The following is a 20,091-nucleotide window of genomic DNA, read 5'->3' on the forward strand; positions in this document are numbered from 1 at the left end:
AAGTCTCACCCCCTCGCCAGCGTGATCTCGTAGACAAGGAATCGACATGATCGACCGTCGCAACGTCCTCAGAGCCGGAGGCGCCGCTGCCCTGGGCGCCCTCGCCATCACCGCGGTGGCCAGCGGAACCGACCTGGCAGCCGCAGCCACGGGCGACCGGGAACTGCTCGGCGACCCGGCCTCCACCCCGCAGGCCGAGTCGCTCTGGCCGACCCACCTGACCGATACGGAGCGCAAGCACCTCAAGGTCTTCGACGAGCTGGACTTCGTCGTCTACTCCGGCCAGCAGTGGGACCGGATCAGGGAGAGCCACACACAGAACATCCGCGTCCACTGGCCCGACGGCCACTACACGGACGGCATAGACCGGCACATCGCCGACATGAAGAGCCAGTTCGTCTGGGCGCCGGACACGCGCATCACCGAGCACCCGATCCGCATCGCCAAGGACAACCTGACCTCGGTGACCGGCGTCATGCAGGGCACCTTCACACGCCCCATGCCCGACGGCAAGGGCGGCACCATCCAGCCGACGGGCAAGAAGTTCTCCATCAACATGGCCACGGTCGGCATCTGGAACAAGCAAGCAGTGATGGAGGAGGAGTTCCTCTTCTGGGACAACCTCACCTTCTACCAGCAGATCGGCCTCGCCTGACCCGTGCATGGCCCGGCGGTGCGGGATCCGCTGAGCCATGCACGTCCAGGTCCTCGATGTCCCTCGGGCGAGGCCGGCGGGTTGGCCAGTAGCCGGGCGTTCCGTTCTTCCCGCGCTTGTCCTGTGGGTACGGCTACTGGATCCCCGGGGTCGCGGCCGCACTGCATGGCGCAGATTTCGCGGACTACGTCGCGCTCCTGGTCTTTGTGATGTTCTATTCGTCTTTGCGGCTTTTGGTGCATACCGCCGGTAGGGCCGAGACGGCGGGGCCGGGGCAGTTGGGCGGCATGGGTTCTGCCGCGTGGCTGGTGGTGCGGCGCAAGGAGCGCAGTCCCTTTTACCCAGCGGATCGTGGGGCAAACCGGGGGCGATTTCCGATTGGTGGCAGCGGATACGGGCACGCGATTGTCTTGAGGATGACAACTGTGGTTCCCCTTCTTCTGATGCTGCCGCACTGATCATTTCCGGTGCCGGAATCGCAGGGAAGACCTGATGGCCGTGGCGCGGTCACCGAGCTCGCCGTGCGACTTCCGGTCCGACGAGGTGTTCCGCGGCGCTCCGCTTGCCCGGTGTCGGTTCGGGCAGGCCGGGGTTCGATCATTCCGAGGTTGCGAAGAGTAAACATTTTCGCTCGAACTCGGAAATGTGTGGTTGACACCTCGGGGAGGGGGCACGCTCTCCGGCCTGAAGGCAAGTCGATGCGATACGAGGTGAGCTTTATTATGAGCACCGCCGAGGCTCCGCGCACGGTCACGGCGTCGCCGGTGCTGGAGCTTGAACTGGACTGCTATTCCGAAGTTGTCGGTCCCGCCCGGCACATTGCGGCCACGTTTCTGGAGCGCCTGGAACCCGCCCTGGAAAAGGATGCCAGGGACGCGGTGATCCTGGTCGTCTCCGAACTGGTCACCAACGCCGTACGTCACGCCGGCGGCAAGCTCTGCACCATGCGACTGACGGCTGACCCGGAGTCGGTCGTGATCATCGTGGGCGACTCCAGCCCCGTTCTCCCGCGCCCCCGTACGCCGGACGTCACCGGAGAGGGCGGCGGCTTCGGATGGTCGATGGTGTGCCGCCTCTCGGAATCCGTAGAGGTCCACAGCAAGCCGACCGGCAAAACCGTGACGGCGGTCATCTCCCGCCAGGGCGCCCCGGACAGTGGCCGCTCGGGCCGTGACTCACGAGCCACGGCCTGAAAGCGAACCGTCCGCCGCGCAATTCTCCGTACGCCCCGTGAGCCCTGTCGGTGCGGGTGTCATGTTCGGCACGATGGGAATGCGATGGGGAGGGTTCAGAGCCCTCGTTCACATTCCTTGACGTGTAATTGACATCTAAATGCGCTGTGTCGTCTCGTCGCAGGCAGTGCCGTCGAATCGAATCTATCGCGCCGTCAACTGTCCGGCCCAATCGTCGAGTTAGTCGAAAAAACGGCGGGGGCGGAAGTACGATGACGCCCGGCGATGTTCCCTCACCTCCCTGTCTTTTCCGTAACTCCCGGGCGTTTGAGCGGCATTCTTCCCGGAGTCAACGGAGTTAGGGAGTCATCGGAGTCGCCGGAGCCGCCCGAGTCAGGAGGCTGCGTCCGGCCAAGGGACCTGGGTGGCGGTCGGGGCCGAGTAGTCGATTCCCGGTACCGCGAAGCCGTAGAGCCGCTGGACCTCGGAGTGGAACCAGTCGATGTCGGCGAGGCGGGTGATGCTCTCGGTGGTGGCCGTGTCCCACCGCTCGGTGACGGCGGCCTGGACCGCGCTGTTGAGTTCCCACGAGTCGAGACGGACCCGGCCGTCGTCGTCGACATCGAGCGGCCGGCCATCGGTGAGCTGGTCCCACAGACTGGTCAGCTGGGCGATCGGCGGCACCATGGCGTCGCCGAGGACACCGCGCAGCAGGCCCACATAGAGCGCGATCCCGGGGATGGCGGTGGAGGACTGGGTGACCGCCGCCCCGTTGACCGAGGTCACCGCGCGGCCGCCGACCAGCTTCGCCAAGCGCTCGTTGAGCGTACGGGCGGTCGCTTCGAGATGGCACTTCGCGGCGCCGATGGTGCCCTGCCGGTAGATCCCGTCCGTCAGCGGCGAGCCGATGTAGGACAGGGCGGCGGTGCTGAAGCCGTCGGCGAGCAGCTCACGGTCGGCGAGATGGTCGATCCACCGCTCCCAGTCCGTGCCGCCCATCACGGCGACGGTCTGCTCGATGTCGTCCTCCGTGGCCGGCGCCGTCTCCACCTCCTTGACCTCCGGCGTCCCCTCGCTGTCGAAGGCGAGGGTCTTGGTGCGGTACGACTCGCCGATCGGCTTGAGGGCGGAGGCGTAGGTGGCACCGGTGTCCGGGTCGGTGCGGCGCGGTGCGGCGACCGAGTAGATCAGATGGTCCAGGCGGCCGAAGCGCTCCCGGAGCAACTCCGCGACCCGGTCCTTCATCGCGTCGGAGAAGGCGTCGCCGTTGAGGAAGACCATCTCGTGGCCGTTCCGGCGGGCGAGTTCGGCGGTGGCGGCGGTGCGGTACCAGCCGGCCGTGGCGGTACGCCGCTCGGTGGGTGCCTTCTCGAAGCAGACGCCGATGCCGCGGATTCCCACCCGCGCGAGGCCGGCGATCGTCGCGGCCAGCCCGTAGCCCGCCGAGGAGCCGAGGATGAGCGCCACCGGTGCGTCGCTCGGGGCCTCGCTGGGCGCGGGGACGGCCTGCCACATCTCCTGCACCTGGCGTGCGCAGCCGGCCGGATGGGAGTCGAGGAAGAGGAAGCCACGGCTGCGCGGGGTGATGACTCGTTCGCTCATGAGGCACGTCCTTCGGGTCGTCGCGGTGGCTGCGGCCCGCACCGGAGCACGCACCGCACCCTGCAAGTCTGCGACCACGCAGCATTTCATGATCAGTTGGGCGGTCACAGTAATGTGGGGGCCGTTTTGGAGGATTTCCCTCACTTCGGGCAGTGGGCGGGGTCGGCCAATGTGCTGACAAGCTGCCGCCCCTCAGCCCGTCGCATGACCCCTCGCCGTCGGAAGCCGGCGCAACCAGTGCTCCCCGGTGCTCCAGCAGAGGAAGCGGCAGGCCCGGCCGCAAACTGATCGTCTAGTGGTCTGTGATGGCCTTTCCCAGGAGGCCGGTGAGACTCACCCACTGCTGGGGGCCACGTCCCCGGTAGCCGGTGTGAGGCGTGCGGTGATCAGAGGTGCGAGGAAGTGGCCGAGGAGGGTGGCGGTGGTGATCGCGCCCAGGGCGATGCCCCAGGCGACGGGCCCCAGCGGGGTGCAGCCGAAGAACTGGCTGATACCGGGGGTCTGGATGATGGCGGCGAGGACGGCCGCGGAGCCGAGGCCGGCCACCAGGACGTTGCGGTCGGTGCCGCCAGTGGTGAGGGTCTGGGCGAGTTGGGTGCCGACGACGGCGGCGAGGGCGACGGTCGACGCGCGCCGGCCGCGGCCCGTGAGGCGGGCCGCGGTCCAGGCCAGGCCGGCGCCGAGGGCGGTGATGATGCCTCGCAGCAGCATCTCTTGGGTGAGGGCGGCGCCAAGTGAGCGGTGGGGGCCCTCCGCGAGGAGGCGCTCGCCGGTTTGGCCGGACGGCTCGCGGACCGCGATGGCGAGGGAGGGGGCGAGGTCGGTGAGGAGATTGACGAGCATGATCTGACGTGCGTTCAGCGGGGTGGTGCCGGTAAGTGCGGAGGCGAGGACGCTGAAGGTGACCTCGCCGAGGTTTCCGCCGATGAGGATGGCGAGTGCCGCGCGGACGGTGGTCCACATGGCGCGGCCTTCCATGAGGGCGGAGACGATGGTCTCCAGCCGGTCGTCGGTAACGACCAGGTCCGCGGCCGCGGTCGCGGCAGGGGTGCCGCGGCGCCCGAGTGCGATCCCGACGTCGGCGAGTCGGATGGCGGGAGCGTCGTTGGCTCCGTCGCCGGTCATGGCCACCACGCGGCCGATGCGCTGGTAGGCCTGGACGATCCTGACCTTGTGACTGGGGCTACAGCGGGCGATGACATCGACGGTCGGCAGCAGTTCGTCCAGTGCGTCGTCGTCGAGTACGTCAATCTCCGTCCCGGTGCACACCTTGGGCTCTGCGACCTCTTCGCTGATGGCGGAGGCGATGGCGTCGGCGGTGGCGGGGTGGTCGCCGGTCAGCATCACGGTGTGCACGCCGGCCTCGCGCAGCCGGGCCGTCGCGGGCGCGGCGCTGTCGCGTACCGGGTCGCCCAGCGTGAGGAACCCTAGGAAGTCCAGCGCCTGTACGCCTTCGTCGGTGAGCTCCTCGCCGGTTTTCATGCTGCGTTCCGCCACGGCCAGGACCCTTCGCCCGGCCGCGGCGAGTTCCTCGGCCGCTTCGGCAAGGGCCCGCCTGGCTGATGCGTCGAGAGTCACCGGCCCGTCCGGCTGCCGACGCCTGGTACATCGGCTGATGACGTTCTCGGGTGCTCCCTTGACGCTGAGCAGGACACCGCGTCCGGTGTGGCCGACGGTGGCGTGGTAGGCCCGGGCCGGCTCGAAGGCAAGGGCGTCCGTGCGCCGCCAACGGGGCGCGCCGGTGCGGGTGGTGATCCTTGCGCGGTGGGCGCCGTCGACGATCGCCCGGTCGGTCTGGTGGGCCATCGGTTCGGACTGGCGGGCCGGCGGCGTGGCGCGCAGTGCGGCGGCGAGGACTTCCTTGCGGGGCGTGTCGAGCCGGTCGAGGGCGGCGGCGCGCTCGCCATCGCTGACGCCGGAGAGCTCCAGGGTGCCTTCGGTGAGTGTGCCGGTCTTGTCGAAGCAGAGGACGTCGGCGCGGCCGAGTGCCTCGATGGTGCGGGGGTTGCGTACGAGGGCACCTCGGGTCGCCAGGCGGCGCGCGGCGGCGAGCTGGGCGGCGTTGACGAGGAAGGGGAGGCCCTCGGGTACGGAGGCGACGGCCAGGTTGACCGCCGAGGCCAGATTGTCGGTCAGGGGGTGGCCGTGCAGGAGCCCGGAGAGGGCGACCGCGGCGGCGGACCCCAGGGCGATGGGCATGCTGGCGCGGGTGAGTGAGGAAAGCCGGGCCTCCACGCCGGTCTCCGGTGCGGCCTGGCGCGCGGTGGCGAGGCTGCGTCCGGCTTCCGTGGCCGAGCCGGTCGCCACGACGACGGCGACGGCCCGTCCGGCGGAGACGGTCGTGCCCTCATAGAGCATCGAGCGGCGCCCGGTGAGGTGTCCGGCGACCACCGGCGCGGGATCCTTGCTCACGGCCAGGGATTCCCCCGTGAGGGAGGACTCGTCGACCTCAAAGCCCTCCGCCTCCAGCAGACGGCAGTCCGCAGGCACGACATCCTCGGGCCCCAGAGAGACGACATCGCCGGGGACCAGATCGCCCGAGGTGACAAGACGCTCCCGTCCCTCGCGCCGCACGCAGGCACCGATGGCCGACTGGGCGAAGAGCTCAGCAAGCGCGCGATCGGTCCGCACCCGCTGGAAGCCTCCGACCAGCGCAGACACACCGGTGATGGCGGCGACCAGGCCGGCGTCGGTCCGGGACCCCACCGCCGCGGCGAGAGCGGCGCCGGCGGCGAGGATCGGGGTCAGGGGATTGGAGAGCTCTTCGATGAAGGCGTACGGCAGGGTCAGCTTCGTCGGCTCCCCTGCGTGCGTCTCGGCGCCGCGAGCGGTCGCTTCTTGCGCGGAAAGGCCCTCGGGTCGGGTCCGCAGCCGCTCCATGACGCGGTCGACGGGCATGAGGTGCCAGGGTGTCTGGGCCACGGGCGGTGTGAGGGGGCGGCTCAGGAGCTGCCGGGCGCGCCAGGCGCCGATGCAGAAGGCCACCGCCCCGGCGGTGTTGCTCACCGCAAGCACCCGCGCGGTCGCTTGGCGGGCCGGGCCCTGGAGGGCGGCCACAGCGCCGATCCCGCTGCCGCCCGCGGCCACGTAATGGCTGTCGCGGTCGACCACCGCGGCCACTCCCACGGCGTCGACGATCAAGCCCGCTGCCTCAAGATCCGCCCCCACCAGAACGTGAGCGCCCCAGGGCGTCCGCTCCTCCTCGCGGTGCACGCCGATCGCGCAGTCGGCCGTGCCCAGCGCGCGGCGATGGGTGGCGACCAGCAGAACGACCGCGCCGTCGGCCTGGAGGCCACGGACCGAGTCCGCCAGGCGATCGCCCGCGGGCAGCACGGCGTCGGCGAATCCGAAGCCGGGGGCGTCCCGGTCGGACGCCACCACGACCCGTGCGCCGGCCCGTCGTGCTGCCGCGGCGACCGCCTCGGCTCCCGGGGCCGACTGGGTGGCCAGCCCTACCACCGCCTGGAGCTGATGGCCCCGGGCCAGCCCGAGGATCTTCTCGCTGCCGCTCCGGCGCAGACCATTCGCCGCCTTGCGACCGGTCCGCCCCTTCAGGTCCAGCTCGTCCAGCGGGCCCAGCACCCAGCCGCCCGCGTTACGGACAGCCAGCGGCACGTCGGAGTCGAAGAGCGAGAACAGCCGCTCGGAGACCTGCTCCGGATCAGTGCCTGCCAGCAGCTCCAGGTCCACCGGCTCGTACCGGTCCCCACGAAGCGACTCTTCCTCCAGGAGAATGGTGTCCACCTGGCCCAGGCGCCGCAGCGCGGTACGGTCCATCGTCACCACACCGCGCAGCGCCAGATGCCGCCCCAGCGCCGTGGCGAAGCCCTCCCGCCCCGCGCCGGGCGGCTTCGGCACCGAGGCCACTCCGATCGCGATCGCCTTGCGGATCCCGGCGAACGGCAGGGCGGCCAGGCCGGCGGCGAGGCCCGCCATCATCGAACGCTCCGCGTACCGGTCGGCCCCGTCCTGCGGCGGCGGAGCCGTCCGCCCGGCCGTGACCGCGTCAGCAGCGGCTTCGTCCGGTCCACGGACAAGTCCGGCCTCGCGCTCGCGCCACGCGGCGCGTTCGTCGCTCGCTTCCCGCCACGCTGCCACGCGTTGCAGCACGTCCAGGGCAAGCCCGCCACCGCCCGTGGCCACGCCCTGCACCAGTGCGCCGATCACCGGGAGCAGGGAGTCGGCCCGCTCACTCGGGCTGATGTCCTCGACCAGGTGACGAAGGCGCGGATGATAGCGAACGGCATCGAGGCCACCGGCGACCTCCGGCGGCAGGCCGAACCACGGAGCGAGCCGCCGGAACGTCACCAGAGCCAGCCCCAGCGTGTCCGCCACCAGTGCCGGCACCGCCGGGAAGGGCGGACCCTCCGCAGGGTGGCGGGGCTCCGGTTGCCACTCGTCGAACGCTTCCGCATCCGCGGCATGGTCGCCTTCAGCCCGCTTCACCAGCGCGACCAGCTCACTTGTGCCGGGAGCAGGCGAGCCCACGGCAACGATGACCCGTTCCATGGGCGCGTTCACCCGCGCCCACAGCACCCCCGGATGCTTCTCCACGGCCCGCTCCACACGACGGGCGACGGCCTCGCCTCTCGGGCCGTGGACACCGGAGACAGCGAGGTAACAGCGCTCGGACGACCACCACACCTCACGGTCCGTGCCCTCCAGGAGTCTCTCCGCCACCCCCCAGGCCGCCCGGACACCGGACGCCGTGTGTGAGGCAACGGCGGAGACGATCGAACCCAGGAACGGCGGCATTCCGAGGGCCGAGGCATGCTCCGGCGCCATGAAGCATGCCTCCTCGGATCAGAGCGTTGGTGCACAGAGACCTTCAGAGGCAGTCTCACCGAGCTCGATGAAAGGGGCGATACGGGGTAGACCTACTGATAAGGGGGTGGGTCTGCACGTTCATGATCGAACAGGCGAGGCGATATTCGTGACCTCCACACCCGGAACGCACTCCCCGTCCAGCGCCGAAACCGACACCCCAGGTGAGCCCCTGGCCGAGCCCCCTCCCAAGGCCACCCCGCCACCGTCGGCCGCGAAGCGCACGGTCACCCTGACCATGCCCTCGCCCGGCCGGATAGCAAGCGGCGTCATGGACGCCGCCATGGCGCCCATCGCCGTCGCCCGGCGGGTCCTGCCCGCCAAGAAGGGCCTCCCGCTCTACCTGGGCCTCGGCGTCCTCGGTGCCGCAGAAGTGCTCGAATGGCCCGTCGCCATCGGCATAGGGGTCGGCTACGCCGTCCTGCGCCGCGATGACGGTGTGCTCGGCGCCCCCGAAGGCACCGCCACGACCGAGGAAGCGGAGGAGTCCGCCACGACCGCACGCGCGATCATGACCCCGGACGCCACCTGTGTCGCGGCCGACGAGACCGTCCTGGACGCGGCGAAGGAGATGACCGAACTCGGCGTCGGATCCCTGCCCGTTCGCGGCGCCGACGAGCGGCTCGAAGGCATGCTCACGGACCGCGACATCGTCGTGAAGGTCCTCGGCGCGGGCAAGGATCCCGCCAAGGTGAAGGCCGGCGACCTCGCCCAGGGAGACGTGGTGACGGTCGACGCCGACGAGGAAGCCGAATCCATCCTGCACACCATGAGCCGGAACAAGGTGCGCCGCCTCCCGGTCATCGAGGACAACGCGCTGGTCGGCATCGTCACGCAGGCCGACGTCGCACGGACACTGCCCGACCCCAAGGTCGGCGACCTGCTCGAAGCCATCTCCAGCTGACTGGCCTGGTCGTCCCAGCGCTCGGGCAGCCGCGATCTGGCGGGCCAGGGCCGTCAGTTGCCGTCATCGGGTTCGCCACTGGTGGTCGGACAGGAAGCGTACGTCGTACTGCTCGGGGACGGATGTGAACTTGGCGGCCTCGGGGACTACGGGCTCGTGTGGAAGGCCGAGCCGTTCGGCCGGCGCGCCGAGGTTCTCGAAGAATCGCTCGAAGGTGCCGCCGGGGCCGGCGGCGACGCCGACGACCTGGCTGTGTTGCCGCTCCATGCGGTAGGCGTGCGGGCAGTTCAGGCGGTAGCCCCCCGCCTTTCCTGGAAGCAGCCGGAGCCGCGCCGGTGTCCCCGACGCAGGTGCAGCTCTTCGCCGCGCTGGACGACCAGGGCAGCACGGTGTCGGAGCTGGCCCGGCGCATGGGCGTCACCCGGCAGACCGCGCATCAGGCCGTCCACGGGCTGGTCGCCGCCGGCCTGCTCGAACAAGCCCCGCACCCCGCCTCCGCCCGACAGCGGCTGATCCGGCGCACCCGGGAAGGAGAGCGCGCACACCGTCAGGCCGGCGCCATCTTGGAGCAACTGGAGGAGCAGCTCGCCGGGCGGATCGGCCGGGAGCTGGTCGACGCCCTGCGTACGACGCTGGAGGCGCCGTGGGGCCGGCCGCCCGGCCCTGGCGACCTGAGTCAGAAGTGACCTGAGTCAGAAGTGACCTGAGTCAGAAGTGACCTGAGTCAGGAGTGACCTGAGTCGGAAGTTCCCCATCTGGTGCGACCGGCTCACCGGACGGCGCGCCGTTCCGCTGCTGTTCCTGCCATACGACGAAGGGCTGTTGGGGCGCGGCGTCCACACTGTCAGCCCGCCTCCTGGAGAACGGGCCCGTGCCCAGAGGCTGAGCCGGACCCTCGCCCGCGCCGGGGCGCGGAGGGCAACTCGCCAGGCGCAGACTGGGCGTTGCGGAACGGGCGGCAGCCTTGATGTGGCCGTTGCGCAAGGGGTCCTTCCTGCGGGGAAGGTGATTTGCCTCGCGTTACCTCGCGAGAAGCGGAGCGTGATGAAACCGATAGCAAGCAATTCGTGAAGGGGATGTGAGAGTTGGTGTGAGGCGTGGCACACTCCCCTCACCGGTCGCGAACGACGAGGGGGGCGAGCGGGGTGCAGCGGATTCCTGTGCGGTTCGGGGCGGAGTTACGCCGGCGGAGGATTGAAGCGGGGCTGTCGCTGGGAGAACTGGCGATCCTGATCTGTTTTTCCAAAGGGCACTTGAGCAAGATCGAGCGTGGCGTGAAGGCGCCCAGTCACGATCTTGCACAGTTATGCGACAGCGCTCTCCACGCCGGCGGGCAACTCAGCAGCCTGATTTCCGCACCCGAGCACGACACCCCCGCGGCGCCCATGACCGAGGCGGATGTCGGCACGCCCTGGACATTACGTATGCGGGCCGGCGGGGAGAGCGACTTCGTGGCATTCGACCCGGCGTCGTCCGGCGGCGGTGCCATGCCTTCCACCATTGTGAGTTGGTCTCTCGCACCGCCTCTTCTCGAAAGCGGGGAGACGAATTCGGCATTGCCGTACTTCCGCAATGTCTTCGACGAGTTCCGCCGGCTGGGACAGCTCTTCGGGCCGTCGGTGGTCGCGCAGCTGTGTATCGCGGCCACCAGCGCGCTGCGGGGCATGGCGCACCAGGCGCAGCCCGCGCACCGCGATGTGGTGCTCCGGCTCGCCTCCCGGTTCGCTGAGTACACCGGCTGGATGGCGCAGGAGGCAGGCAGCGACGCGGCCTCGCTCTGGTGGACCGAACAGGCGGTCCAGCTGGCCGCGGACGGCGGTGACGACGAACTGGCCGCCTACGCCCTGATCCGGCGCGCGGAACTGGCCCTGTACACCGGCGATTCGGTGGCCACCGTCCAACTGGCGCGACGGGCGGCGCAGCAGGCCCGCAGCGTACGCATCCGCGGACTCGCGGCGCAGCGCGAGGCACAGGGGCACGCGCTGGTGGGGGACCGTGACGCCTGTCGGCGGGCGCTCGACCGCGGTGCGGAGCTGACGGCCGGTGCGGTGACGCCGGACGGCACGGACCCGGTTCTCGGCAGTATCCATCTGCCGGATCTGACGGCCTTCGTCGCCGGCTGGTGCATGCATGATCTCGGTTCCCCGGCAGAGGCCGTTACTTTGCTCGGCGATGGTCTGGATGCCATTCCGCCGGAATCCCGCCGTGCCAGAGCCAGATATGGCGCCCGGCTGGCGCTTGCATTGGCGAACGTCGGGGAAATCGAGCAGGCCTGTGCGATCGCGGAATTGGTCGCCTCTCATGTTGCCCTCATCGACTCGGCCACCATCCGCGCCGATCTTCTGCGGCTGAGCCGCGCACTGAATCGTTGGCCAAAGAATCCCACCGTCCGTCGGACCCTTCCGCACCTCGCGATCGGACTGCACACCCACCGGACCGGTCCGGGAACTCCGGCCTGACTTCTCACCCATCGGCCCGCACCACGGAGAAGGCCGACCGAAGAACCGCACCCCGCCGCATCCGTGGTGTTCCGTTGCCCGGCCAAAAGGCCGAGGGCAACGCGTTGACCACGCCTGAAACCCCTGTGAATCTCGGCTTCATCCCCCTGTGCCCGCGACAGCCCGAGTAACCACCACAGCACCCGGCTGCCGCAATCCACCGCTGTCCTCATGAGGAAAGGCAGAACAATCATGGCCGGAGTATTCATCAACTACCGGACCGGCGACGGCGCCGAAGCGGCTGTCCTGCTCGACGAGCAATTCAAGGAGGTATTCGGGCCGGAGAATGTCTTCCGCGACCGCCGGACCACGCAGCCGGGCGTGCACTTTCCGCCCGCGCTGTGGCGCCACCTCGAAAGCTGTGCGGTCCTTCTCGTGCTGATCGGCCCGAACTGGCTCTCGCTGCGCGACACCGACGGCCGGCGCCGGATCGACGTACCGGGCGACTACGTCCACGACGAGATCCAGCGCGCCCTCCAGTGGCGCAAGACCGTCATCCCCGTGCTGATCGACTCGGCCCAGCTCCCGAAGAAGCAGCAACTGCCCGCAGACATCGCTGAACTGACGGAACGCCAGTTCATGCAGCTGCGGGTGCCATACGCGCATCTCGACCTTCCCGTCATCACGGACGCGCTGCGCAGCCACGTACCGGTGCGCAGGGCGGAGCCGCAGCCGGACCCGCGTCCGGCGCCGCCTGTTTCCGGCGCCCCGCAGCCCGGCGCGTACTCCACCTATAAGGACTGCGCCGTGGCCAACGGCAGCGGCAACGCCACCGTGAACCAGAACCGCGACGCACAGAGCGGAGACCGACAGTGAGCGAGACCGAACACGCCGGGCCGGAGGAGACGGCGGCGGAGGTGCCGGCCGAGGAGCCCGCTGCCGCCGCGGAGGAACCGGCGCCGCCCGAGGCCGTGGAGCCGAGCCCGGCCGGACCGCCGGACGGCACCGAGGCCACCGGCGCGAGCGCCCCGAACGACCTTGCCGCATCCCAGAGCGGCGACAGCCGGCCGGCGGCCCAGGACACCGCCCGGGCCGCCGCCCGCCGGGAGACCGGCGACGGCGGCGACTTCACCCGCTACCAGCAGGCCCGGCAGCAGAACGCCCTGAACAAGCTCAAGCGCAGCGCGGTCGCCAACGGCAGCGGCTCCGCCTTCTACGCCGAGCAGCTGACCATCGGCGGCGACAACGGCGTCGAGATCCAGGTGCTGAGCGTCTCCTCGCTGACCGTCGCCCAACAGCTGGACTCCCACCAGGACGTCGAGCAGCAGACCCAGATGGCCGCCCGGCTCGCCGCACAGCACGTTCTGGTGCTCGCCGGGCAGCCGGGCAGTGGCCGGCAGTCCACGGCACTGACCCTGCTCGCCGGCTGCTGCCCCGATGACCGCATCAAGATCCTGCACAGCGAGGCCCCGGGCATCCTCCAGGCGCTGTGCCGACGCGCCGACGACCTGCTCACCCCCGGTGGCTTCGTGGTGGACCTGGACGACCAGCCGCTGAAGCTGTCGACCCTGGAGACCCTCGGCCATCTCGCCCGCAAACACGGCGCCTTCCTCGTCATCATCGGTGAGCTGGGCCGGGTCGACCCCGACCTGCTGCGGCCGCACGCCTTCGCGCACCGGCGCCCGGCCCCGGGCCAGGTCCTCGCCGTACATCTGCGCCGCCTGCTCGCGGGGCACCCCGGAGCGTGCCCCGAGCAGGACTGCACCGCCGAGCACACCACGGCGTTCACCGCGCGGATGCTGGAGTCCCAGCAGGTGCAGCGCACCCTCGACGGGGCCCCGTCCGTCCGCAGCGTCGTGGAGTTCGCCGAGGTTCTGGCCCAGAGCATCCACTCCGAGGACACCAGCCTCAGCGACGTCATCGGCCAGTGGCGCGACCGGCTGCGCCGACTCGCCAAACAGCTGCTCCAGGTCCCCGCGGAGACCTCGCACGGCCCGGTGCTGGACCCGCACCGCCAGGCGTTCCGGATCGCCTACGCGTTCTTCCACGGCCACCCGCTCTCCGATGTCTTCGAGGCCGGGGAAGTCCTCAGCGCGACCGTGCTCCCGCGCTACGAGACCCGTGAGCCGGCCCCCACCAACCATGTCTTCGAGCGGGAACTGGACCAGCTGATCCCGCAGGAGATGCGCGCCTCCGGTGACGCGATGTCCGGCGGCCGCACCGACGATAACCCCCGGTGCGCCCGGCTGGTGGACGAAGAGCTGATGCACGCCGTCATCGAGGTCGTCTGGCACGACTACGACAGCCTGCGCGACCCGTTGCGCGAGTGGCTGACGGCGCTGGTCGCCGGGCCGCTGGAGCGGATCCGGGTACGGGCGGCGCACATCGCCGGGATCCTGCTCAGCCACGACTTCGACAGCGTCTACCGGGACTTGATACGGCACTGGGCCCGGAAGTCCGCGGCCTACCGGCAGTCCGCCGCGCTCGCCCTGGAGATGGCCGCCCACGACCCCCGGATGGTGGGCCGGGTGCGGGCCCAGATCCGCAGCTGGCTGAGCAGCCCCCGCTGGGAGTTCCAGGACAGCGCGGCACGGGCGTACGGAACCCTGGTCGGCGCCCAGGACGTCCCGGACACCCTCTGGGCGCTGCGCGAACTGGGTACCCGGCCGGAGCTGGCGTTCAGCAGCTCGGTGGCCTTCTCGATGTCCTGGCTCTACCTCGCCGGCGCCCCCGGCCGGACCGCCGACGCCCTGGACCGCTGGATCGCCTCGGACAACGATCATCTGGCCAAGCACGCGATCCGCACCCTGCTGATCCTCAGCCGCTACGGCGCCGGCCCGGACCGCCGCGACCGGCCCGTTCTGGCCGACACCGCGATGACCGACCCGGACCGCGCCGACGCCCTGGTCCGTCTGTGGCGCCACGCCCTGATGGGACAGGACAGCTCGACGCGCGCCTGGGACCTGCTGCGCCGCTGGCTGCTGGCAGGAGACGCGGACAAGGAGCTGGCCGCCTTCCTGGAGGCCCTCGTCCCGCGCATCTGGGCCCGGCCGCTCACCCTCCGCGCCGGGTTCTACCTCGGCATGTGGGCCGGCCGGCACCCGGACTCGCGCACCATTCGCCAGCTCCGGGACCAGCCCCCCGAGGCGGGGCCCACTCCCCGCTCCGCGTCCTGACGACACCCCGTACGAAGAGGAGACAGACATGACAGAGCGCAAAGGACTCCGCACCAGGCTGCGCAACTGGTGGCGCCGGGTGACGCGCAAGGACGGGACCGAGCCCGCCGGAGCCCCGGAGACCGCCGAGGACAAGGAGAGCCCGGACAGCCCGGCGCTCGGGCAGGCGGCCCGGAGCGAGGTGGCGGTGGAGCTGCCGCCGGTCGAGGAGACGCTGTCGGTGGCGGCCGACGGGGATGTGTTCGCCTTCGAGCTCGTCCCGCACTTCCGCTGGAGCAGCCAGGAGATGACGCTGGACGTGCTGCGCGAGCGCGCGGCGCTCCACGAGGAGGCGGCCCGCGGCAAGCTGCTGCGACGCGCCTGGTCCGTCGCCCGCGCCTGCGACCCCGGCGATCCGGTGGCCGCGGAGAAAGCCGTCAACAAGGAGCTGCGCGGCGGCTGGTGCTACCACGACGAGAAGGGCCTCATCCGCTGCCGCCCCTCGGTACGCATGCGGATAGACCCGGCGCTGCGCGAACATGTGCTGCCCTTCCACCTCGCCGAAGTACGGATGGCCAAGGAGCACCACCTCGGCAAGCTCAAGGCGGACCAGGTGCAGGAGCTGACCGAGCGCTGGCTCCAGGTCATGAGCGAACTGGAGCTCCTCGGCACCCTCGGCGCGGCCGAGCGGCGGCTCCTGGTGCCCTTCGCCGCGGCCCTCGCCGACGAGGACTTCTTCAAGGTCATGCAGGCGCTCAAGAACACCCGCCGCAACGGCGCCGAGGCGCTCGCCGATGTCCTCACGGCGGCGACCAAGCACCACGAGCAGGTGGGCCTGTTCGAGTACGCCAACGCCTACGACAAGGCCCTCAGCGAATTCTGCCGCCAGATGGGCCTCAGCCCCTTCTCCTGGGTCGACACCGTGGGCGACGTCGAGGAGCTGGCACCGTGAACACCACAGACAGCGCCGCGGTCCGGGGACCCGGGCGCCGCCGGGGCACCTCCACCATCGCCGGCGCCCTGGGAGCGGCGCTGATGGCCGGCCTCCTCGGCGCCTGCGGCGAGGAACCCCGGCTGGACCCCTGCGCCTGGATGAAGCAGCCCGCCGACACCGCCGGCCGTACGGTCGTCCTCGTCGACAGCTCCTCCTCCGTACGCGGCACGGACACCGGGCGCGACTACGCGCACAGCATCGGCGCTCTGCTCACGTCGGTGGTCGGGCGCAAGGACACGGTCTCGGTCGGCAGCTTCAGCGGCGACTCGGCGCAGATCAGCTGGATCGCCAAGGACCGCTCGACCGACTGGGTCAAGGACAACAACAACGAGATCAACCAGAAGACCCGGAAACAACAGGCGGTCAGCTGCCTGACCGGGCTGGTCGGCAAGGCCCAGCGAGCCGTTCCCCGCAGCGGCGGCAGCAACGTCCTCGGGGCCCTCACGGCCGGAGCGTCCTCGCTGGAGGGCACATCCGGCAGCCGCAGCCTGCTCGTGCTGACCGACGGGCTGTCCACCACGGGCTGCGCCGATCTGCGCGCGGCCGCCTTCCGGGACAGCAGCGAGATCAAGGCCATCACCCGGGTCTGCGCCGCCCGGGACGAGACGCCCGCCCTGACCGGAGTGCGACTCACCCTCGCCGGGCTGGGCCAGCCGGCCACCGGCCATCCCACACCCACGGCAGCCCAGCGGACCTGGCTGAGCAAGCTGTGGCGCGCGCTGTGCGGCGCCGGCCGCAAGGCCGCACACGGCACCTCCTGCACCCTCGCCCCGACCGCCATCGGCACGGCCGAGGGGCGCCGGCCGGGAAAGAAGCCACCCCAGGACCCGCCCGTCAACTACGCGCAGGACCGCCCGCAGACCTACGAACTCCCCGGCGCGGCGCTCTTCGACACCAACTCGTCCACCGTCCGCCCGCAGGCCCTGCCGCTGCTCAACGATGTCGCGGTCAGCGCCCGGACCACCCCCGGCAGCAGGGTCGTCGTCTCCGGCTATGTCGATCCGCGAGGCCGGCCGGACAACAACCACCGGCTGTCGCAGGCACGCGCGGACGCGGTGCAGGACGTGCTGACCGGACTCGGGGTGGAGCGGGTGACCGCACACGGACGCGGCCTGCCCACGGGCTGCGCGAAGCCGGAGCACACCGCGGGCGGCCGGATGAGCGCCGAGGACAAGCTCCAGTGCGACCGGCGCGTCGACATCGAAATCACCAGGAAGTGAGGGCGGCGGCAGCGATGAACACCACCAACGGAAAGAACCGGGCGGGGCCTGCCGCCCGCTATCAGTCGGCGGTCGACTGCCCCGGCAGCGACCCCGCCTTCGTCGAGCTGGACCTCAGGAAGCGGCCGTCCGCCCGGCCCGTGGACCAGACCGACAGCCGGGAACAGGCCGCCCTCATGCGGGCCTTCACCGACGCCAACACCGCGCTGACCGCGGCGCAGCCCGGGCTCGGCACCGCGGCCACCGCGGTCGCCGACACCTTCCAGCAGGCCCGGACGACCCTCGAAGCGGCCGAGCGGTTCGTCGTCGCCCGGTCGTCCCAGCAGGCCCAGGAGCGCGTCGGAGAACTGCGCGCCCGACACGCCGGGGACGGACCGGAGAGCCTCCGCCGCCGGCCGGTGCTCTGGCGACGGCTGCTGTGGCCCACCCTGGTCGCCTGCGTGGCCTTCGACACGATGTTCATCGGCACCCTGATGCAGCGGTTCTTCGGCCTGGGCGAGACCGAAGTCGGCTACTACCTCGCCTACTTGCCCGGCTTCGGCGTCGCCGTCTGTCTGCTGGCCGCGGGCAGTCTCCTGGCCGAGTCCGTCTTCCGGCGGCGCACCCGTACCGCCCGCACCCTGGAGCGGACGCGCCGCGGTCCGGTCGCGGCGCTGCGCGAAGCGCTCTGGCCCAGGAGCCCGCGTACGGAACGGCGCACGGCCGGTGAACTGCCCTGGCCCAACGCGGCCGGGCCGGTGCTCTTCACCCTGGCCATCCTCACCATGGTCGGCATATGGGCGCGGATGCGCGCGGCCGGAGCGGTGCGTGAGCATGTGGATCTGGCGCCGGACCAGAGCGCCGTCGTCATCCTCACCCTGGTGCTCAGCACCGCCGCGATCGTGGTCAAGGTGCTCGCCCACAACCCCTGCGCCGACAGCGACCGGGAGGCCCGGCGGGACGTCACGGACGCGGAGCAGCAGGGCAGGAAGCTGCTGGGCGCGGCGCGGCGCAGCCTGGTGGCGCACACCGAGTCCTGGTGGCGGCTGCGGTCCACGGTCGAGGCCGCGGCGAGCGACGCCCACCGTACGCTCGACGAGGCCTGTATCCGCATCGTCGAGGAGCGCGCCCGCACCGGCGTGGCCGGCAGCTACGACCTCCCGCTGACCGCACCCGCCTGGCCCTACCCCGCCTCCGTACGCAACGGCGCCCGCCCGCCCACCGGAGACCGGGCACCCGCCCACCCCACACCGCCCCGGGCCCGCCTCGAACTCCTCGACCACGTCTACACGGTGCTCGCACGCTACGGCCCTGATCAGCTCGAAGACCGTCTCAACGGCATCGCCGGCGACCTGAACGCACAGTTCCGCGCCTCGCCGGGGCAGCCGGTGGAGCAAGCAGGGCCGACGAGTTCCGGCGAGGACGACGAGGCCGACGAGGATCAGGCGCCCGAGGGGCCCACGGCGGATCCCCGCGACGCCGGCCCGGACAACCGGCCGTCCGAGGACGAGGGCCCGGCCTCATGACCGCGCGGCCGAGCCCCGGCCCGGAGGAGGTGAAGCATCTGGAGTTCCTCCAGGCGGTGATCGCCCGCCATGCCAACACCTCCTTCCTGGTCAAGAGTTGGGCCATGACCGTCAGCGGCGCCTTCATCGCGGTCGCCACCCGCGGGCCGAGCTGGAAGACGGCCGCGGTCGCCGTGGGACTGGCGACGGGATTCTGGCTGCTGGACAGCTACTACCTCCGTCAGGAACGGAGATTCCGCAGCCTCTACGAGAAGGTCGCCGGCTGCGTGAGCCCGGCGGTGCCGCCGTTCAGCATGGACGCCGAGCAGCACGGCGGCCCCGTGCCCTGGCGGGCGGTGGCGCTGTCCCGGACGATGCTGCTCTCCTACGGCGTCCTGGTCGCCATCGACACCATGACGGTGCTCTTCCTCGCCTGACCGCCGCCGGCGGTCCGCACCGGGGCGGCGCGCCTCATGTCTCCGCGGGCCGGGCGGCGGTCCAGGGCAGCAGCAGACCGTCACCCTCGGCGCGCGGGACGACGTGGAGATGGAGATGGCGGACGGTCTGGGTGGCCGCGGGGCCGCGTGAGGTGATCACATTGCAGTCCCCGGCCTCCGCCGCGAGTTCGGCGGCCCGCAGCATGGTGGCCGCCGACACCACCGGGTCCTCGGCGACATCGGCGACATGCACCCGGGGGATGACCAGCACATGCCCGGCGGTGACCCCGCCGTGGCGGGGCCGGATGGCGAGGGCGTCCGGCCATGCGCGCAGCACCGTGGCCGGCGCCCGGCCGCACACGATGAGGCAGAAGGGGCAGCCGGGCCGCCGGGGCGTACGGGGAGGCTGCGGGCGGGCGTCCGGTGCCTCATCGGTCACCTCGCGGAACTCCCCATAACTGACCATCGATCCTCCGCAGGGGCCGGCTGCCGGACGGGTCGGATCGTCACCGGGCCGGGCCGACGCGCACATCCGCTGCCCCCATCATCGCCCCTTCGCTCCGCTGATGCGGCACTTGGCCTTGTTCCGGCCGTTTTGCACGCCATCGCTGCCCCGGGGCAGCCGTCGTCACCAGAGTCTGTCGATCTCGCCCGGGTGCAACGCGATCCGGGAGTGCGGGAACGAGGAACGATGGTCCCGGCCCAGGGGCGAGAAGAAGTCCGCCATGGTGACCTTCTCGAAGCCCGGCCGGTCGCTGGGGAACGGGGCCCGGGGAGTACCGCCGATGAGCACCGCACCCGGCAGCCACTGCCAGCCCGCGCTCTCGTAGAACGGCTGAAGCGGCCGGTCGCAGGTGAACAGGCCGATGTCCAGATCCATGGCGGCCATCGCCGTACGGGCGGCCGTCACCAGACGGCGGCCATGGCCCTTTCCGCGGGCGGTGCCACGGGTCACGACCGTGCTCAGCCCGGCGGCCCGGTACCGCTGTCCGGCGTGGACGATCTCTTTGGAGAGGATGTCCAGCGCGGCGAGCACCGTGGCACCGTCGACGAGCAGCATCGACACCGGCCGCAGTGCCGGATCGTGGGCGAAGGTGCCGGGCGCCGAAGCGGAGTCCGGCGGCCACGCCTCGTCCCGCAGCTCCGACACCTGCGTCCGCAGTGCGGGCGGGGTCTCGGTCTCCGGGAACGTCATGATCGGCACGG

At 71.0% G+C, this 20,091-nt stretch carries 16 protein-coding genes; 11 read left to right on the top strand and 5 right to left on the bottom strand.

Annotated elements, in window-relative coordinates; translation table 11 throughout:
• Positions 1-46 precede the first annotated feature (46 nt).
• Entirely contained in the window at positions 47-655 is a 609-nt protein-coding gene (locus AC3EUV_RS23175; protein WP_432142251.1) for an ester cyclase, read from the top strand.
• 722 nt (positions 656-1,377) lie between these two features.
• Positions 1,378-1,848 (top strand): ATP-binding protein, encoded by a 471-nt coding sequence (locus AC3EUV_RS23180; RefSeq protein ID WP_435603793.1) that lies wholly within the window; start codon positions 1,378-1,380, stop codon positions 1,846-1,848.
• A gap of 372 nt (positions 1,849-2,220) precedes the next feature.
• Here the strand turns inward: AC3EUV_RS23180 and fabV are convergent, their stop codons facing one another.
• On the bottom strand, positions 2,221-3,429 hold the full coding sequence (gene fabV, locus AC3EUV_RS23185; RefSeq protein WP_435603794.1) for an enoyl-[acyl-carrier-protein] reductase FabV: 1,209 nt from the start codon (positions 3,427-3,429) through the stop codon (positions 2,221-2,223).
• 333 nt (positions 3,430-3,762) lie between these two features.
• Positions 3,763-8,214, bottom strand: coding sequence for a cation-translocating P-type ATPase (locus AC3EUV_RS23190; RefSeq protein WP_435603795.1), 4,452 nt, complete (start codon positions 8,212-8,214; stop codon positions 3,763-3,765).
• 550 nt (positions 8,215-8,764) lie between these two features.
• On the opposite strand from AC3EUV_RS23190, the gene AC3EUV_RS23195 reads away from it, so the two are divergent.
• The gene (locus tag AC3EUV_RS23195) at positions 8,765-9,157 is read left to right on the top strand and encodes a CBS domain-containing protein (RefSeq protein WP_432142290.1); all 393 of its coding nucleotides are present in this window, start codon (positions 8,765-8,767) and stop codon (positions 9,155-9,157) included.
• A 63-nt stretch (positions 9,158-9,220) separates the two neighbouring features.
• Here AC3EUV_RS23195 and AC3EUV_RS23200 read toward each other — a convergent pair whose 3' ends face one another.
• Positions 9,221-9,424, bottom strand: coding sequence for a hypothetical protein (locus AC3EUV_RS23200; protein WP_432142294.1), 204 nt, complete (start codon positions 9,422-9,424; stop codon positions 9,221-9,223).
• Positions 9,425-9,468: 44 nt separating this feature from the next.
• On the opposite strand from AC3EUV_RS23200, the gene AC3EUV_RS23205 reads away from it, so the two are divergent.
• From AC3EUV_RS23205 to AC3EUV_RS23240, 8 genes are all read left to right on the top strand, one after another.
• A complete protein-coding gene (locus AC3EUV_RS23205; RefSeq protein ID WP_435603862.1) occupies positions 9,469-9,843 on the top strand; it encodes a MarR family winged helix-turn-helix transcriptional regulator in 375 nt (124 codons plus the stop codon).
• Between the two features lie 459 nt (positions 9,844-10,302).
• A complete protein-coding gene (locus AC3EUV_RS23210; protein WP_435603796.1) occupies positions 10,303-11,616 on the top strand; it encodes a helix-turn-helix domain-containing protein in 1,314 nt (437 codons plus the stop codon).
• A gap of 231 nt (positions 11,617-11,847) precedes the next feature.
• Positions 11,848-12,471: a toll/interleukin-1 receptor domain-containing protein gene (locus tag AC3EUV_RS23215; RefSeq protein ID WP_432142256.1), complete on the top strand. Its 624-nt coding sequence runs from the start codon at positions 11,848-11,850 to the stop codon at positions 12,469-12,471.
• Positions 12,468-14,771: a hypothetical protein gene (locus AC3EUV_RS23220; protein WP_432142257.1), complete on the top strand. Its 2,304-nt coding sequence runs from the start codon at positions 12,468-12,470 to the stop codon at positions 14,769-14,771. The genes AC3EUV_RS23215 and AC3EUV_RS23220 overlap by 4 nt, the downstream gene beginning before the upstream one ends.
• Positions 14,772-14,799: 28 nt before the next feature.
• On the top strand, positions 14,800-15,702 hold the full coding sequence (locus AC3EUV_RS23225) for a hypothetical protein (protein WP_432142258.1): 903 nt from the start codon (positions 14,800-14,802) through the stop codon (positions 15,700-15,702).
• Entirely contained in the window at positions 15,699-16,964 is a 1,266-nt protein-coding gene (locus tag AC3EUV_RS23230) for an OmpA family protein (RefSeq protein WP_435603797.1), read from the top strand. The genes AC3EUV_RS23225 and AC3EUV_RS23230 overlap by 4 nt, the downstream gene beginning before the upstream one ends.
• A 14-nt stretch (positions 16,965-16,978) precedes the next feature.
• Positions 16,979-18,469 (top strand): hypothetical protein, encoded by a 1,491-nt coding sequence (locus tag AC3EUV_RS23235; RefSeq protein WP_432142260.1) that lies wholly within the window; start codon positions 16,979-16,981, stop codon positions 18,467-18,469.
• Positions 18,466-18,885 (top strand): hypothetical protein, encoded by a 420-nt coding sequence (locus tag AC3EUV_RS23240; RefSeq protein WP_432142261.1) that lies wholly within the window; start codon positions 18,466-18,468, stop codon positions 18,883-18,885. The genes AC3EUV_RS23235 and AC3EUV_RS23240 overlap by 4 nt, the downstream gene beginning before the upstream one ends.
• Before the next feature lie 34 nt (positions 18,886-18,919).
• On the opposite strand, the gene AC3EUV_RS23245 is transcribed toward AC3EUV_RS23240, so the two are convergent.
• Positions 18,920-19,351: an HIT family protein gene (locus AC3EUV_RS23245; protein ID WP_387239250.1), complete on the bottom strand. Its 432-nt coding sequence runs from the start codon at positions 19,349-19,351 to the stop codon at positions 18,920-18,922.
• Between the two features lie 162 nt (positions 19,352-19,513).
• Entirely contained in the window at positions 19,514-20,080 is a 567-nt protein-coding gene (locus tag AC3EUV_RS23250; RefSeq protein ID WP_432142292.1) for a GNAT family N-acetyltransferase, read from the bottom strand.
• Positions 20,081-20,091 lie beyond the last annotated feature (11 nt).

The organism is Streptomyces sp. bgisy130, assembly GCF_057708345.1.

Bases quoted from the DNA above. Each gene is read 5' to 3' on its own strand.
- AC3EUV_RS23175 (WP_432142251.1), top strand. From the start codon at position 47: ATGATCGACCGTCGCAACGTCCTCAGAGCCGGAGGCGCCGCTGCCCTG.
- AC3EUV_RS23180 (WP_435603793.1), top strand. From the start codon at position 1,378: ATGAGCACCGCCGAGGCTCCGCGCACGGTCACGGCGTCGCCGGTGCTG.
- fabV (WP_435603794.1), bottom strand. From the start codon at position 3,429: ATGAGCGAACGAGTCATCACCCCGCGCAGCCGTGGCTTCCTCTTCCTC.
- AC3EUV_RS23190 (WP_435603795.1), bottom strand. From the start codon at position 8,214: ATGGCGCCGGAGCATGCCTCGGCCCTCGGAATGCCGCCGTTCCTGGGT.
- AC3EUV_RS23195 (WP_432142290.1), top strand. From the start codon at position 8,765: ATGACCCCGGACGCCACCTGTGTCGCGGCCGACGAGACCGTCCTGGAC.
- AC3EUV_RS23200 (WP_432142294.1), bottom strand. From the start codon at position 9,424: ATGGAGCGGCAACACAGCCAGGTCGTCGGCGTCGCCGCCGGCCCCGGC.
- AC3EUV_RS23215 (WP_432142256.1), top strand. From the start codon at position 11,848: ATGGCCGGAGTATTCATCAACTACCGGACCGGCGACGGCGCCGAAGCG.
- AC3EUV_RS23225 (WP_432142258.1), top strand. From the start codon at position 14,800: ATGACAGAGCGCAAAGGACTCCGCACCAGGCTGCGCAACTGGTGGCGC.
- AC3EUV_RS23235 (WP_432142260.1), top strand. From the start codon at position 16,979: ATGAACACCACCAACGGAAAGAACCGGGCGGGGCCTGCCGCCCGCTAT.
- AC3EUV_RS23240 (WP_432142261.1), top strand. From the start codon at position 18,466: ATGACCGCGCGGCCGAGCCCCGGCCCGGAGGAGGTGAAGCATCTGGAG.
- AC3EUV_RS23245 (WP_387239250.1), bottom strand. From the start codon at position 19,351: ATGGTCAGTTATGGGGAGTTCCGCGAGGTGACCGATGAGGCACCGGAC.
- AC3EUV_RS23250 (WP_432142292.1), bottom strand. From the start codon at position 20,080: ATGACGTTCCCGGAGACCGAGACCCCGCCCGCACTGCGGACGCAGGTG.